Origin of the sequence: Pedobacter sp. MR22-3 (assembly GCF_026240075.1) — a bacterium.
In the GTDB taxonomy this organism is placed as follows: Bacteria; Bacteroidota; Bacteroidia; order Sphingobacteriales; family Sphingobacteriaceae; genus Pedobacter.
On record NZ_JAPIVF010000003.1, the window covers coordinates 321,171 to 336,196 of the forward strand.

The following is a 15,026-nucleotide window of genomic DNA, read 5'->3' on the forward strand; positions in this document are numbered from 1 at the left end:
GACATGAAAAAAAACAATAGCAGAATCTGGTTAACAGCCGTGTTGTTAGCCGGAACATTTGCCCTACAGGCACAGGAACTTCCAAAACCACCTCAACCTCCGGTGGGCTCGCCCAATCCAATGGCCAGTGGCCTGCCTCGTCCGCCAATAGGTGCACCGGCTGAACCCCCAAGACCATTGGAAGACATGCCGCTTATTACACTTACCACCATTAAAGGTACTGTTGTTAATCCGGTAGCCAATGAGGAATTTGAATACAATGGCCTTGTGGTCAAAACCAGCAATGGAAATGTTAATGTAATGTTCCCCCCGCATTTGGGAGAAAAAATAATCTCAGCTGCAAAAAAAGGTGCCAGTGTAACCATAACCGGTAATGAAGATACTAATCCGGAAGGGCTTAAGATATTTCGTTTAAATAGCATAGAAGTGAATGGCAAACTGATTAGTGATACACCTCCGGTTGCACCATTGCTCAACGAAAGTCAGGATGAAAGAAGTTTTAATGCCAGTATTAAGCAGCTAAACTATGGATTGGAAAAAAATGTGAATGGATTTACCCTAACTTCCGGAGAAAGGGTAAGTATAGCGCCACATATTGCACAGCAGCTTTCCGCTCAGTTAAAATCAGGTGAGAAAGTCGTGGTAACCGGTTTTGTAGAACCTAAGCGCCCGGGCGTATTGTACAGCCAAAAAACAACGCTGGTGAGGGCCAGGACATTAAATATTAACGGACAAACCTTCCTGGTGAGATAATGAGATGATGCCACATTTAATAATTATTTGTGGCATCTGTTTTTAAATAAAGATTTACGATGAAGATATTGCTGATAGAAGATGAAATTAAGCTTGCAGGCTATATCAAAATGGCACTTGAGCAGGCCGGTTATGTAGTTGATCATGAACCGGATGGCACAATTGGCCTTCAAACTGCCATGGTGAATCAATATGACCTGATCCTGCTGGATCTCATGCTTCCTTCACAGAATGGCTTTGATATCCTGTCTAACCTGCGCAGTTTTAATAATTATGTTCCCGTGATCATCATCAGTGCCCTGGGTACTACCGAGCAGGTGATTAAAGGGCTTGATGCCGGTGCAAATGATTACCTTAAAAAGCCTTTTGAAATGGAAGAATTACTGGCCAGGGTACGTGTATTGCAGCGTCAACATACGCCAAAGAGTTTATCAAAATTAAAAGTAGAAGATCTGGAAATTGATTTGCTGAGCAGAGTGGTTAAACGCGGTGAAAAAACGATTGCTTTAAGCAACCGTGAATTTCTATTGCTCGAAATGCTGATGGTCAACCCGGATAAAATTATAACCAAAGCACAGATCCTGGATAAGGTCTGGAATATGAGCTTTGATCCCGGCAGTAACGTGATTGAAGTTCACCTGTATCAGGTAAGAAAAAAAATTAATGAAGGCTTTGAACATCAGCATATTCAAACGGTAATTAACAGGGGATATATCCTAAAAACTTCAAAATCAGCATAATGAAGCGCTATTTTTACCGTGGACTCCGTTTCAGGATGACCCTGTTGTTCAGCATTGTTTTTATTGTGATCAATCTGGTATTCAGCAGGTTTATTTTTCAGTATTTTAAAAATGGTTATGTAGAAAATTACAATAAATACCTTTATACCCGTGCACAGACCATACTGGACAAAACTGAAATTAACCCTGATGTCATTGCGCTGCCTGATTCAGGCGAATCTATCCGGATTTTTTACCACAATAATGCGCATCAGCCAGTTCTCGTATTCCAGTCTCCCGGAATCATTTCCCGCTTGCGGGTACCTGGTCAGGCTGTTTTGATTGATAGTCTTGGTCAATATGGGGTTTACCTGAAAAAGGAAAATTACGATGGGCGGCCCGTTGAACTTTTGCTCACCGTTTCAGATTATTCTTTAAAGCATAAAATCAATCAGTTTACTTTATTAATGATTGCACTCACCGGAATCAGTTTACTGGCCAGTGCGGTTTCTGCCTATTTTGCTTCAGGATGGTTAATCAGACCCATCCGGTCTATTGCCATGCAGGCATCAGAAATCAATACCGAACGTTTGGGGCAGCGCATCCGCATTACAGAAACCCACGATGAACTGGAACAACTGGCCAAAACCATTAATGAAATGATCGGGCGGATAGAGCATGAACAACAAACCCGGAATAACTTCTTTGCAGCCGCCTCACATGAACTGCGTACACCGCTGGCCAACCTTCGTGCACAAACCGAACTTGAACTGGGAAACAGAAAGTTAAAAACCGATTTGGACCTGTTGGGTAGTCAGCTTTCAGAGATCAGCCGTTTGCAGTCTATAGTGGAGCAGTTTCTGCTGATCAGCGAGTTCAGTCAGAATGGCTTGTTGCTGAGGAAAAGTAAAACCGACATCTCCGATCAGCTCTTCAGGGTTTTTGCCCGGAACAACCATCAGGCCCGGATGCGCAACATACAATATGATATACGGTTCAGCGAGGACATCAAATCTTTCGAGATCAGTGCAGATGCTGAAAAAATAGAAATGGTGTGGCAAAACCTGTTGCAAAATGCCCTGAAATATATGTCACCGGGTGCACTGTTGTGTTCAATAGCGCAGGACAATCAAAATTTAATGGTGAGTTTTCAAAACAAGACGGTTCAGGAAAAGGTAAATGTATCGGCATTGGGTACGCCATTTACCAAGGGCAGAACCATCACCTCAGGTTCAGGTTTGGGGCTTTGGCTTTGTAAGGAAATTGTGGAAGCCCATGGTGGAATACTTAAATTGGAAAGTGGTAATTATATTTTTAAGGCTACAGTATGGCTGAAATTAGATCTGGAAGTGTAGGAAAGATATGATAAAAACGATGTCTATAATAAAAGGATAGCCAGCTTACAATCTGTGGTTGTGAAAGCATTATTTTATATGAATTAACTCTTTATCTTTATCCAAAATGGATTAAATTATTCCAATTTTTGATGCTATTACAAAACTCATGCTCTGCTGATACCCTCCGTGCCCTTGAGACTGCACCAGCTATATTTCTGGTACTATCTCCCGAATTGTATATTCTTACCGCCAGCGACCTTTTTCTGCAGGCAACAGAATCTCTACGGGAAGATATTAAAGGGAAGTACATTTTTGATGCCTTTCCGGATAATCCCAACCTGCCTGATCCTGATGGCGTGAACAACATTATGGCCTCGCTTCAGTTTGTGATCAAAAATAAGCAGGCGCATATCATGCCGGTACAGCGTTATGATGTTCCGGATAAATCAGCTCCCGGAAAATTCATTATCAGATATTGGGAGCCTTTACATTCACCCATTCTGGATCAGAACGGATCAATTTCTTACATCATACAATCAGTTAGAAACGTAACCAGTGAATTTTTAAGCAAAGAAGAGGCCTTAAAAAGTCAGGAGGAAAGACGCGAAAGCCTGAAGCAGGTAGATGCGCTGCACCAGGATTTGTTTACCGCTTATGATAACTTGCGAAACCTGAATATTTCGCTTGAAAATGAAGTGCTGAACCGTACCAAGGAACTTCAGCAAAGTGAAAGTAAATACCGCAATTTGATTGAATACAGCCCGATAGCTATGCAGGTTTTCAGGGGAGAAGACATGACTTTCGAAATTGTCAATGCATCCATGCTGCGTTTTTTAGGTAAAACGGCAGACATTATCGACAAACCCTTATTTGTAGGTGTACCTGAAATTGTTGGTCAACCCATTGTAGAAGCCCTTTATAAGGTATACCGTACGGGAGAATCATTGGAAATTTATGCGGAAAAAGTAATTTTAGAACGCAACGGATTAAAAGAGGTTGGTTATTATGATGTCCTTTACCGGGCCTTGCATAATGATGGAAAAATTACCGGCGTACTTGGCATTGCTATAGAAGTCACCCCACAGATTTTAGCACAGCAATCTATTAAAGAAAGTGAAGCCCGTTTCCGAACGATGGCAGAAGGAAGTGAAATACTGATTTCACTAATGAATGAGAAAGGAAAACTGGAATACTTGAATACAGCCTGGGTAAACCTGACAGGCTGGCAACAGGAAAATCTCCATGACTTTAACTGGGAGGAATATATTCATCCTTCAGACCTGGCATTGGTAGAAAAAAATATAAAAAACAGCTTGAAAGCCCATGAACCTTTCTCCAATGAATTTCGTCTGCTGAATAAGCAAGGCGAATACCGTTGGCTGAAAATTAAGGGTATGCCAAGGTTAAACAGCGATCAGTTATTTGTGGGGTACATTTGTTCAGGATCTGATATTACCCGTGAAAAACAAAGATTGCAGGAAATCGAAAACGTCAATAAAGCCCTTATCCGGTCTAATCAGCAACTTCGTGATACCAATATCAGGCTGCTGGAAAGCGAGGAAAATTTACTCACGGCTTTTAATGCGGGTGAGCTGGGAAGCTGCAGTCTGAACCTCAGGAACAATGTAGCTGAAATGTCTGAACAGTATCGGCATCATTTCGGACTTCCGCTAAAGGGCGAAATTTCCTGGGAAATGGTGCTGGAGGCCGTTGAACCAGAATTTTTAGACGAGGTGAAAACCGTACTAGAGAATGCCGCAAAATACGGAAGTCCGGTAGACAGCACCTATGCGATCCGTCATTTGGTGACTGGCGTGCGAAAATGGATGCGCGTAGTTGGGAAAGTTTACCAGGGAGCTGATGGATCCAATGAGCGGATTTATGCCATTGTGATGGATGTTACCGCACAAAAAGAAGATGAGCAGCGCAAAAATGATTTTATTGCGATGGTTAGCCATGAACTTAAAACACCACTGACTTCGGTGAATGGTTATGTGCAGCTGCTTCAGTTAAAAGCCCGCAATAGAGATGCGTTTGATATTAACCTGTTTGTTGATAAAATTCAGACACAACTCAAAAAAATGACCACCATGATCAATGGTTTCCTCAATATATCCCGACTGGAATCGGGAAAGATTCAGCTGAACCGATCAAGGTTTGATCTCTCTGTTCTGGTGAGTAACCTGGAAGAAGAATATGCCGCCTTCGTTTCGACACATCGTTTTATCTGTACCCCCAGAAGTGGAATGTGGGTAGCTGCCGATGAAGATAAAATTGCCCATGTCATTAATAACCTGCTTAGTAATGCGGTAAAATATTCTGCCTTTAACTCTGAAATATATATTAGCTGTAAGTTGATTGATGAGCAGGTGGTACTGTGTGTGAAAGATACCGGTAACGGTATCCAGCCACAAGACATACCCAAACTGTTTGAAAGGTATTACAGGGTTCAAAATGAGAAAACCAGTACCATTGCCGGTTTCGGAATTGGTTTATACCTCTCAGCAGAAATCATAGAAAGGCACGGCGGGAAAATATGGGTGGAAAGTGAGGTCGGCATTGGTTCAGCCTTTTATTTCAGCATTCCATATGCCCCGATTGCGGATTGGATGGACTGATATAATGTAAGTCACGATCAGCTATCGTCATGATAAAAAAGAACGGTTGGGAAGTCCCAACTTCCCAACCGTTAGAACATTTGTGCTATTAAACGAACAGCAAAGGCCTTTGCAAATGCTGCTTCTTGCTATCGATGCAAATTGATCAATGCCAGTTTTTGATTGCGGATAAATAGACCCAGGCTATAAATAACATTTGTAAAGGTACCCTAAACCATAAATAATTCAATCCGCTTCCGTTAAAAGTAGCTTTTTGATAGTCAATGTGCTTAATTGCAGCATATACATTTGCAGGAAGAATGATGATAAAAAAGGCGATTAACAGCCAGGCGGTCAGAATACTGAAAGCAGGAATAAAAAGGCCGATAGCTGCAACAATTTCAATAATGCCGGTAAGGTAAACCACCTGGGGTTTGTAAGGCACAAATTCCGGCAGCATCATGGCCATCCCGTCATTAAAGGCAAAGTGTGCCGATGCAGTAAACAAGAGCATTACAGACATGGCCATTTTGCCAGAAAAGGCAAGTTCATCATTTCCACGGAAGATCTTATTAATAGCTGCAGATAGCAGAAATACACTGAGTAAAACGAGTAAAGGTTTCATTGTTTTTTTATGTAAAGGTCGGTGTATTCACCCCCTTAAACAATGAACCCAGGTTAAGAAATCCGTTTGCGGATTCTGCTAAGTGCTTGTGGGGTAATGCCAATATAGGAGGCAATATATTTTAATGGTATTTGTTTAATAAGCTGTGGCTGTTCTGAAAATAATTTGAGGTATCGCTGCTCAGGCGTATCATTTAGCAAAGAAAGCTCCCGTTTTGATTTTTTCAGAAATAAATCTTCACTGGCTTTTCTGCCAATCATATTTCCTGCTTCTGTTTCGCTGTAAATGGTTTGAAGATCATCAAAAGAGATTCGCCAAAGAATGGTGGGCTCAAGGGTTTGAATGTTATAACCGGAAGGCTGTTGTGTGAGAAAAGAATCATAGGCACTCACGAAACCATCATCAAAAACAAAAGTAAAGGTCAGGTCATTTTCTGTTTTCGGAACATAGAAACGGATAATACCTTTTTCCACAAAAGAAAGGTGTTTTTCAATTTGTCCGGCTTTTAACAGGAGATGCTTTTTGGAATATTCATCACGTTTTAGTCTGGAAGAAAAGGCCTTCCAGTCCTGATCAGTCATTTTTAAATTCCTTTCAAAGTATCTTCTGATTTGTTCCATCAATTCGCGCTCATGTTTCACAGGATGATTTAAATTTTTAGTGTCCTGATTTGCATTGCAATTTACGTAAATCTTCTTCTGCCAGTAAACTGCATCTGGTAAAATGCTTTAAAATTTATAGGATTTTTTTAACTTTACTACACTTTTTTGGAGAAAGAGTAGTCTCCTTTTAAAGATCGTGAATGAGTAAAAAAGAAAAATCAAGCATTGGATTAGATATAGAGCGGGTTTCGCGCATCCCCTCTGTAGCAAACATATTGGAGGTAGCCTGTGAAATTACCGGAATGGGTTTTGCTGCTATTGCACGTGTAAGTGAAAAATTCTGGGTGGCCTGTGCCACCAGGGATATGATTGGATTTGGTTTGGAAGCAGGCGGATCCCTTGACCTTGAAACCACCATTTGTAATGAGATTATGTATCATCATCAGGTGGTTGCCGTTGATGATTTTAATGAAGATCCGGCATATAAGGATCACCATACCCCTAAAGTATACGGCTTGCAAAGTTATATCTCGGTTCCTATTATTTTAAGAAACGGTGAGTTTTTTGGTACCCTTTGCGCCATTGACCGTACACCAAAGGAGGTAAATAACTCTAAAGTGATTAAGACCTTCAGTCTCTTCTCGGAACTGATCGGGTTTCATTTGGATTCGCAGGATGAACTGGCGGAAAGTAAGCGTGTACTGAAGGTTGAAAAGCGCAATGCGGAAACCCGTGAGCAGTTTATTGCGATGCTTGGGCATGATCTCCGGAATCCGGTAAATGCGATCTCCAATGCCGTACAGTTGCAGCTAAGAAGTGAACTCGACGAGCGCAATAAGCGTTTGGCCGCCATTATTCATGATGCAACCACACGCACTAAAGGACTGATCGATAATATTCTTGATTTTGCAAGTGGCAGACTGGGTGGCGGCATTAAACTCAATTATGAAAATCAATTAAGCCTGAATGAAACCATTGACCAGGTAATTGTAGAGCTGCGCATGGCATGGCCGGAAATTGAAATTATAAAAAATGTTACTTTATCTTCTGAACCGAGGGCAGACTATAAGCGAATTGCACAATTACTTTCAAATATATTGGGAAATGCCATTACACACGGAGAAGCAGGTAAACCAATATGGGTAAGGATGAGCGAATCTGAGCACGAGAAAATATTGGTTGTTTCCAATTCAGGTACACCAATCCCGGCGAATATCCTGCCTCATCTCTTTAAACCATTTTCGAGGGGAAAGGTAAAATCCGGACAGGAGGGGTTAGGCCTCGGTCTTTATATTGCAAAGGAAATTGCATTGGCCCATGGTGGCAGCATCCGTGTAGAATCTGATGTGGATGCCACTTCCTTTATCATTTCGCTACCCAGTTAACAAAAGGGGATAAGTGTTTTTTGTTGCATTTTATGAAGCTGGTGACTGATCAGCAGAATGGTTCTGTTGCTGCTTAAGGTAAATTTTGAAAGTAGTTCCCTTTCCCGGTTCACTGTCCACTACCGTTTTTCCACCGGAGAGCATAACGATTTCCCTGACCAGGTGAAGGCCAACCCCGGTGCCTTCCACATCTTTTGAAAGTCTTTCATATTTTGTAAATATTTTATCCTGATCCTCCTTTTTAATGCCCACACCATTATCCGCAACTGAGATTACAAAATAGTTATCCTCTAAAAAGGTTTTAATATATATTTCAGGAAGACGCTGCTTATCCCTGTAATTGATTGAATTATTAATCAGGTTGTAGAGCATGCTTCTAAGTTTCCGGCGGACAAATAAAATTTCGGATTGCGCTATTTCCCAATGTATGGTCGCTTTTGATTCTAAAATCTGCGGCGCCAAAGTTAGTCGTACATCTTCCAGTATTTGTTCTATATCCAGCAATTCCTCAGCAGTTTTGTACTGCTGGTCTGATCTTCTGGAATCTGTCAGGTCGATCACAATACCTTTTATTTTTAGAAGACCGTTTTCTATTTTTTCAAGCAAAACCGGAAATTTAATTGTACTCTTTTCCGGGGCTTTTTTCAGCATTTCAATGGTAAGGGTTAAACTGGTTAATGGTGTTTTAATATCATGCGATATGGTATCCAGTAAAAGTTCGTGCTCCATGATCAGTTTTTCCTGTTCCTTAAGGTCACGGATCCTCAAAGTGATATCTACAAATGTGATGATTACACCATTATTTTTATTTTCTTTCTGAACCAGATAAGGCAATATATTCATCTGGTACCAGCGCATATCAGTAGTTTGAATCTCCTTTTCCAAAAGTGATCCTGTACTGATGACATGTTCGATGTTTTCGATGATGGTTGGAAAACGGAAATTATCCTTCACGTTATGAATAGATGCTCCGATATCCTCCTGATGAAGCTTAAATTGTTTCATGGCAGGAGGTGTAAATTTTCGTAAAATCAGATTGGCATCTACAAACAGCTGCGGAATAATCGTATTGCGAAAGTAATTTTCCAATTCATCATTCAGTTCAATGAGTGTATTAATCTGCTGGGTTTTACTGGGCATGGAGCGAGAATTAAAGTAAATATAGTAGCTACAAGATAATAAAAAATGTATTTTATATCCATTTGGCTATACTATTCTATCTGATTTATTACATAAGATAAAATGTTCAGCAGATTTAAAACTGACAGTTTATGGCAGGACGGTTAGTAAAATATACAGCTGGAATAGGTCCGTTAATGAATATATGAGCGGATTTTATTCAGGAAAAAATCAAGTTCAAAAGGCTTTTGTATAAATGCATCTGCCTTACAGCCACTACTTACCTGCTCCAGGCTGGCATGTGCACTCATGATGATGATAGGAACGTTGCCCTGTAAACTTTCTGATCGCAGGTGGTTACATACTTCCAGTCCTGATCCGTCAGGCAACATTACATCAAGGAGAAAAAGATCAGGTGATTCTTCCAGATCTCTCCCCATAAAATCATTCACATTTTCAAATAAAACGACTTCATAGTCCTCTGACATTAAAATCCACTCCACTACTTCCCTTATATCCCTGTCATCTTCCAGGACAAATATTTTAGCCATATGTATATTAAAGTATTATAACAGCTATAATAAGGATTAGTTTAGAAATATGATAAATTATTCCAAGTATTATTTTATTACGCTTCTGCATAGGTGCGCCGCTGTAAACCAATTGAACTGCCGTGGCTTTCCAAAACCTCAATTTTCTTTTCATGTGTTTGGTTACTTTCTTAACGACTACGCATTTAAGTAAAACCTCCGGCAAATTAATATGTTGTAAGGTTATATACTTATGAATATGGAAAACCAGGAAAGAAATAATGAAAACTTAAAAGACCCGAAGTCAGATCAATCGGCAGATCGTTCCAATATGCCTGATAACCAGGTGCCGCGTCACCGCAGTAATGAGCATAGTAAAGTAAATGAAGTACAAAGTGATGCGGAGTTTTTAAGTCGTGAGGTAGGTGAGGGTGATTTTGGATCAGAAGAAGCCCGTGCAGATCCTGAAAAAGGTAATCCGGGACATGCAGGTAATATGCCCAACACGGCTAATAATGATGCTCCATCCGATTAACTGCTTGTAAACTGCAGATGAATAGTCTAATACTTTAGCTCATCATCTTATTAAATCTACCAGTAAAATATAGATGTATTTGCTATTAAAATCGACCAAACCCACAAGGTTTGGTTTTTTATTTCTATAGGAAATGACGTATTGATTGTATAGTTTTCATGGCCTGTAATGTAAATTAAACATTGCAGTTGCTTTACGGTTTCCCGTAAGAAAAGGCTGAGTTAGCTGTTTACTTTTGGATAATCACCATTAGTTAAAACAAACTTATCCTATAGAATGGAACTGAAATTAAAGCTCGAACAATTACACCAGCGTGTGAATGGATTAAAAGACCAGATCAACACTGAAGAAGCGACCAAGAATGCGTTTGTCATGCCTTTTATTCAGATTTTGGGTTACGATATTTTCAATCCAACTGAAGTGATCCCAGAGCATATCTGTGATATCGGGACCAAGAAAGGTGAGAAAATTGATTACGTCATTAAGAAAAACGGAGAGCCTATCCTCATTTTTGAATGCAAGCATTGGAAAGAAAAGGCCGATGCCCATAATTCACAACTCCACCGTTACTACCATGTTTCTAAAGCCAGGTTTGGCGTGTTAACCAATGGTACCATCTATAATTTTTATATGGATCTGGAGAAACCCAATATTATGGATGAGAAACCTTTTTTTACGATTGATATTGAAGACCTGAAAGACAGTTCCATTAAAATTTTAGAAGGTTTTACCAAAACGGAATACAGTCTGGAAAGTATTTTGGATTCAGCAGAAAGTCTTAAATATATTAAATCCATCCGTAAAGAATTTGAAAACGAGATTGAACATCCCTCTGATGAATTTGTAAAATTATTGGTCAACAGATTCTTTGATAAGCCCCTCACAGCGAACAGAATGGTCACTTTTAAGGAGTATGCCAAAAAAGCACTTGTACTTTCCATCAATGAGTCAATCAGTTCCAGGTTAAAATCTGCGTTGAGCATTAATGAAACGATAGAAAAAACCGAAGAAAACAAGGTAGTGCCGATTAATGAACCATCTGAAAACAAAATTATAACCACAGAAGAAGAGATAGAAGCATTTCAAATTGTAAAAGCCATTCTTCGTGAGCGCATTCCATCTTCAAGAATTGCCGCCCGTGATACCCAATCTTACTTTGGTGTATTGCTGGATGATAATAACAGGAAGCCCATATGCAGGTTTCACTTTAACACAGCTAACAAATACCTGGAAACCTTTGCCAAAGGTAAAGATGCCGGAGAAAAAGTTCTGATTGATTCTCCTGATGAAATTTACCAGTACAGGGGGCAACTACACCAAACGCTGGATCAGTATCAATAATGGTTTAAAACCGGTAAAATGCATCCAGGCGATAAAGGTGAATCTGTTCGCTTTGCGTATGGTTTTCAACTTCCAAACCGCTAATGGCGTATAGCATCCGATAAAATTTATTTCAAGAAGATGATTAAATCACCTGTGAAAGGCATCATCAATTAACAACAACATATTCTTTAAACTATGGAACACATTTATTAAGAAAATGAAAACAAAAGGTTCTCAGTTTTGGGCTATTGGAGCATTGCTCATAGCCTTGTTATCCCTTACTTTCTTTACCGGCTGCAATAGCAATAAGGATTCGGATGGAGATGGCGTGCCCGATCAAAAAGACAAATGTAAAGAGGTAAAAGGCCCTAAGCCCGGAGGTTGCCCGTTGCCGGCTAAAATTGGCCAGGTTAACCTCTATCTCGAAACCTCTGCCAGTATGGGTGGATATTTTGCCGGATCTGCAGAATTTAAGCAAATTGTTTCTGATCTCGCAGTAAAAATTGATAAGGAAATCTCTCCTGTAAAGATCCATTTCATCACCGATAGTATCAGGGATTATCCATATGAAGCCACCAGATTTAGCAGCGATATTGCAACCACTAAAATTGCACTCAGTAATAGTTCAGAGTTGCACCATGTTTTTAATGATATTGCAAAAGCGACAAAAGATGGCGATATCTCCATCTTCGTTTCTGACTGTATTTTGTCCTTTCCAAATGCAGCGGTAAAAGCGAATGCTGAAATCAATAGACAAGCGGCGTCTGGCACACTAAAAAATAATATTTATGCTACATTCATTGATTTAAAAGGCAGAAAACAAGCAGCCAGTTTATATGCCTTTAGCTCCGCATTTTTTGGGAAATATTATGACTATCAGAATGTTAAAGTTCCACTCAAAGGTACAGTAAGGCCTTTCTATGTATGGGTAATAGCTAAAAATAACATTCTGCCAGTGTTTGATGCAAAACTAGCCAAAATTCCAAATTTTAAACCTGAGCAGGAAATTCATTTTGGATTGCTGGATCAAAAAATCAATAACTATCATATCCTAACGCAGCTGGGCATGAAGGGTGATTATAAATTAATCAAGGCCGGAAAAGTGAGTGACGCGGGAATAGAAAACGTAGAAGTGGAAAAAAATCAATCCATCGAATTTTCTGCCGTGGTAGATCTAAATTCCCTGCCACCATATGCTAAAAAGTTAAGTTACCTCCGTGAGCATTTAATTGTTGAAGCCAGTGGCTGTAGCGCCAATGTTGATCTTTCAGAGCGTTTGCCTTCTGTTACCTTAAAAAGCAAAAATCAAATTGCTTACTATGAAAGGGCAACTCATGTGATCAAAGTGAATATCACACAGCTTCGCCTGGATCAGGCAACGCTTAATCTCCGTGTACCCTTAACATATGATTCCTGGTACCAGGCCTGGTCAACCATGAACGATAAGGGCGTTAAAAAATTAGCCAAAAAAACATTTGCCTTCGAACACCTGGTTAATGGTGTAATGGAGGCATACCATAACGAAGGTAAAAACCTTGTTGATCTAAAATTTCAAATTAACCAATAATAGCGATGATTTTAACTATTTTCTCAGGGCTTTATGAGCTCATTGCAGGTGCCAATCCTGCAGTTCCAGAATATGATGATGAGGTGTACCAAACCGTTGGGCAGATTACTTTGATAGTCGTTTCAGCCGTGGTGCTCATCTTTTATTTATGCTTAGGCAGATGGAAACCTATTTTTCACAAACTCGGGCACTGGATATTTACCTTAATCCTAACTATGTGTGCAGCCTTTGCCATCGCCTTTATTTCTGCTAAAGATATTATAGGCGAAATAGACAGTTACATGTATCGCTTCTGCCTAATGAACGCCGTATTTGCTGCAATTGTATTCATCATGCTATCTATAGTCATTAAGCCAATGTCTGTTTTTTCCAAAAGAACCCCCTTTTAATTTTTAGATATGATAAGAAACACATTTATATTCGGAATAGGTGGTACTGGTGCAAGGGTAGTACGGGCACTCACCATGCTTTTGGCAGCAGGTTCCAAGCTCAACAATACGAACAAGGTCATCCCGGTGATTATTGATGTAGATGCTAAAAATGCAGATACCACCAGAACGCTGAAAGCACTGGAAGCTTATAAGTTGATCCGTAAAACAGCTTATTCACCACAACGCAGTGCAGATGGATCAGACCTTTCTAATGGCTTTTTCAATACCAATTTAAACACGTTAAGTTCATTACAAACCGAAGGGGCGGAAAAAATTGATGATTCCTTTCAGCTGAAATTTGATAACCTGGAAACTTCGTTCATTAAATATGTTGATCCTCATGAAGAACTGGTGAGCGATGTGACCATGGATATGCTGCGGGCACTTTATGATGATACCCCATCCGATCATCCACGTTACGAAAATACAGAACTAAACCTTCGCCTTGATGAAGGCTTTAAAGGAAATCCAAATATTGGCTGTGTGGTTTTCAATGGTTTATCTTCACTTAAAGAATATCAGTTTGTGGCGAAAAGCATCAATCCCCAGGATCGTATTTTTATCGTCAGCTCTATCTTTGGAGGTACTGGATCTTCTGGTTTTCCTCAACTGATCAAGCTAATTAAAGGTGATGACCGGCTTCGGAATATTAAACTGGGTGCCTTAACCGTAATGCCTTATTATAAAATAGAAGCGAAGAAAAAGGCAGGCGGTGATGGAAAAATCAGTTCAGAAAGCTTTGATGCCAAAACAGAGGCTGCCTTAAGTTACTATGCCAAGCATATGGCCGGGCAACTTAATGCACTATACCATGTATGGGATAAGCCAACCAAGCAATATGAATATCACGCAGGTGGAGATCAACAGCTAGATCCGGCACATTTGGTAGAGATGATCGGGGCAACGGCTATTATCGATTTTATTAACAAACCAGATGAAATACTTGCCCTGAACGGTGTAACCAAATATTTCGATTATGGTATTATTCAGGATAGTGCCAATGTTGATTTCAGGCATTTCTACAATTGGTCTGGCCAACAGGTCATGAAGCCTTTGGCGCATTTTGCTTATGCCATGAAAATTTATCTGGATAGTATTCCTCAGCTGCAAGGCGAAGTATTCTATAAAGACCTGTTGAAAGACCATATCGATACCGACCTGTTTTATCAAACCCTTTCTTCCTTTTTTGGTACGCATTTTAAAGGATGGCTGAAAGAAATGGCCTTAAACGAACGCAGTTTTCAACCTGTTCAACTTGATGAAACATTGAATGGATTTATAACCGGGAAGCCCATTCCAATTAAAAAGATTTTGGGTATTGTGCGTGATGCAGGCTTAAGTCAGGCATTCATTAGCGAAAAAATGGGCAAAATGGAGGATGAGCTTAGAAAAACCATCCCTGACCCTGAAAAAGAACGAAGATTTTTACAATTACTAAACCAGATTGCAGCAGAATGCTTTAGCGTTTTAGGTGCCTTACCAACCATGACTGAATAAAAGGAT

At 40.0% G+C, this 15,026-nt stretch carries 14 protein-coding genes; 10 read left to right on the top strand and 4 right to left on the bottom strand.

From position 1 onward, the window contains the following. Window positions 1-3 precede the first annotated feature (3 nt). From OQ267_RS08335 to OQ267_RS08350, 4 genes are all read left to right on the top strand, one after another. Window positions 4-753, top strand: a complete 750-nt coding sequence (locus OQ267_RS08335) for a hypothetical protein (protein ID WP_265835530.1) — start codon at window positions 4-6, stop codon at window positions 751-753. 59 nt (window positions 754-812) lie between these two features. Then, window positions 813-1,493 carry a response regulator transcription factor gene (locus OQ267_RS08340; protein WP_265835531.1) on the top strand — a complete coding sequence of 227 codons (681 nt, stop codon included), beginning with the start codon at window positions 813-815 and terminating at the stop codon, window positions 1,491-1,493. Next, window positions 1,493-2,827 carry a sensor histidine kinase gene (locus OQ267_RS08345; RefSeq protein WP_265835533.1) on the top strand — a complete coding sequence of 445 codons (1,335 nt, stop codon included), beginning with the start codon at window positions 1,493-1,495 and terminating at the stop codon, window positions 2,825-2,827. The genes OQ267_RS08340 and OQ267_RS08345 overlap by 1 nt, the downstream gene beginning before the upstream one ends. Before the next feature lie 131 nt (window positions 2,828-2,958). Then, window positions 2,959-5,427, top strand: coding sequence for a PAS domain S-box protein (locus tag OQ267_RS08350; protein WP_265835534.1), 2,469 nt, complete (start codon window positions 2,959-2,961; stop codon window positions 5,425-5,427). A gap of 145 nt (window positions 5,428-5,572) precedes the next feature. Here OQ267_RS08350 and OQ267_RS08355 read toward each other — a convergent pair whose 3' ends face one another. Together OQ267_RS08355 and OQ267_RS08360 are read right to left on the bottom strand one after the other, a co-directional pair. Beyond that, entirely contained in the window at window positions 5,573-6,031 is a 459-nt protein-coding gene (locus OQ267_RS08355; protein WP_265835535.1) for a hypothetical protein, read from the bottom strand. Between the two features lie 53 nt (window positions 6,032-6,084). Next, window positions 6,085-6,672 carry a Crp/Fnr family transcriptional regulator gene (locus OQ267_RS08360; protein WP_253249051.1) on the bottom strand — a complete coding sequence of 196 codons (588 nt, stop codon included), beginning with the start codon at window positions 6,670-6,672 and terminating at the stop codon, window positions 6,085-6,087. 161 nt (window positions 6,673-6,833) lie between these two features. Between OQ267_RS08360 and OQ267_RS08365 the strand changes: the two genes are divergently transcribed. Then, on the top strand, window positions 6,834-8,018 hold the full coding sequence (locus OQ267_RS08365) for a GAF domain-containing sensor histidine kinase (protein WP_265835536.1): 1,185 nt from the start codon (window positions 6,834-6,836) through the stop codon (window positions 8,016-8,018). Between the two features lie 30 nt (window positions 8,019-8,048). Here OQ267_RS08365 and OQ267_RS08370 read toward each other — a convergent pair whose 3' ends face one another. Then, window positions 8,049-9,158 carry an ATP-binding protein gene (locus tag OQ267_RS08370; RefSeq protein WP_088302115.1) on the bottom strand — a complete coding sequence of 370 codons (1,110 nt, stop codon included), beginning with the start codon at window positions 9,156-9,158 and terminating at the stop codon, window positions 8,049-8,051. A gap of 173 nt (window positions 9,159-9,331) precedes the next feature. Beyond that, entirely contained in the window at window positions 9,332-9,688 is a 357-nt protein-coding gene (locus tag OQ267_RS08375; protein WP_088302116.1) for a response regulator transcription factor, read from the bottom strand. A 238-nt stretch (window positions 9,689-9,926) separates the two neighbouring features. On the opposite strand from OQ267_RS08375, the gene OQ267_RS08380 reads away from it, so the two are divergent. The 5 genes from OQ267_RS08380 (at window position 9,927) to OQ267_RS08400 (ending at window position 15,020) form a co-directional block, all read left to right on the top strand. After that, window positions 9,927-10,202: a hypothetical protein gene (locus tag OQ267_RS08380; RefSeq protein ID WP_265835537.1), complete on the top strand. Its 276-nt coding sequence runs from the start codon at window positions 9,927-9,929 to the stop codon at window positions 10,200-10,202. Window positions 10,203-10,478: 276 nt separating this feature from the next. After that, window positions 10,479-11,543, top strand: a complete 1,065-nt coding sequence (locus tag OQ267_RS08385; protein ID WP_088302117.1) for a type I restriction endonuclease — start codon at window positions 10,479-10,481, stop codon at window positions 11,541-11,543. Between the two features lie 199 nt (window positions 11,544-11,742). Then, window positions 11,743-13,092 (top strand): hypothetical protein, encoded by a 1,350-nt coding sequence (locus tag OQ267_RS08390; protein ID WP_265835538.1) that lies wholly within the window; start codon window positions 11,743-11,745, stop codon window positions 13,090-13,092. Between the two features lie 5 nt (window positions 13,093-13,097). Beyond that, entirely contained in the window at window positions 13,098-13,481 is a 384-nt protein-coding gene (locus OQ267_RS08395) for a hypothetical protein (RefSeq protein WP_265835539.1), read from the top strand. Window positions 13,482-13,490: 9 nt separating this feature from the next. Continuing rightward, on the top strand, window positions 13,491-15,020 hold the full coding sequence (locus OQ267_RS08400) for a tubulin-like doman-containing protein (protein WP_265835540.1): 1,530 nt from the start codon (window positions 13,491-13,493) through the stop codon (window positions 15,018-15,020). Window positions 15,021-15,026: the final 6 nt, after the last annotated feature.

What these genes read in the sequence shown, in the direction of transcription:
- OQ267_RS08390 (WP_265835538.1), top strand. Translation starts at nt 11,743, where the DNA reads ATGAAAACAAAAGGTTCTCAGTTTTGGGCTATTGGAGCATTGCTCATA.
- OQ267_RS08365 (WP_265835536.1), top strand. Translation starts at nt 6,834, where the DNA reads ATGAGTAAAAAAGAAAAATCAAGCATTGGATTAGATATAGAGCGGGTT.
- OQ267_RS08350 (WP_265835534.1), top strand. Translation starts at nt 2,959, where the DNA reads ATGCTATTACAAAACTCATGCTCTGCTGATACCCTCCGTGCCCTTGAG.
- OQ267_RS08335 (WP_265835530.1), top strand. Translation starts at nt 4, where the DNA reads ATGAAAAAAAACAATAGCAGAATCTGGTTAACAGCCGTGTTGTTAGCC.
- OQ267_RS08395 (WP_265835539.1), top strand. Translation starts at nt 13,098, where the DNA reads ATGATTTTAACTATTTTCTCAGGGCTTTATGAGCTCATTGCAGGTGCC.
- OQ267_RS08385 (WP_088302117.1), top strand. Translation starts at nt 10,479, where the DNA reads ATGGAACTGAAATTAAAGCTCGAACAATTACACCAGCGTGTGAATGGA.
- OQ267_RS08355 (WP_265835535.1), bottom strand. Translation starts at nt 6,031, where the DNA reads ATGAAACCTTTACTCGTTTTACTCAGTGTATTTCTGCTATCTGCAGCT.
- OQ267_RS08345 (WP_265835533.1), top strand. Translation starts at nt 1,493, where the DNA reads ATGAAGCGCTATTTTTACCGTGGACTCCGTTTCAGGATGACCCTGTTG.
- OQ267_RS08380 (WP_265835537.1), top strand. Translation starts at nt 9,927, where the DNA reads ATGGAAAACCAGGAAAGAAATAATGAAAACTTAAAAGACCCGAAGTCA.
- OQ267_RS08400 (WP_265835540.1), top strand. Translation starts at nt 13,491, where the DNA reads ATGATAAGAAACACATTTATATTCGGAATAGGTGGTACTGGTGCAAGG.
- OQ267_RS08340 (WP_265835531.1), top strand. Translation starts at nt 813, where the DNA reads ATGAAGATATTGCTGATAGAAGATGAAATTAAGCTTGCAGGCTATATC.
- OQ267_RS08370 (WP_088302115.1), bottom strand. Translation starts at nt 9,158, where the DNA reads ATGCCCAGTAAAACCCAGCAGATTAATACACTCATTGAACTGAATGAT.
- OQ267_RS08375 (WP_088302116.1), bottom strand. Translation starts at nt 9,688, where the DNA reads ATGGCTAAAATATTTGTCCTGGAAGATGACAGGGATATAAGGGAAGTA.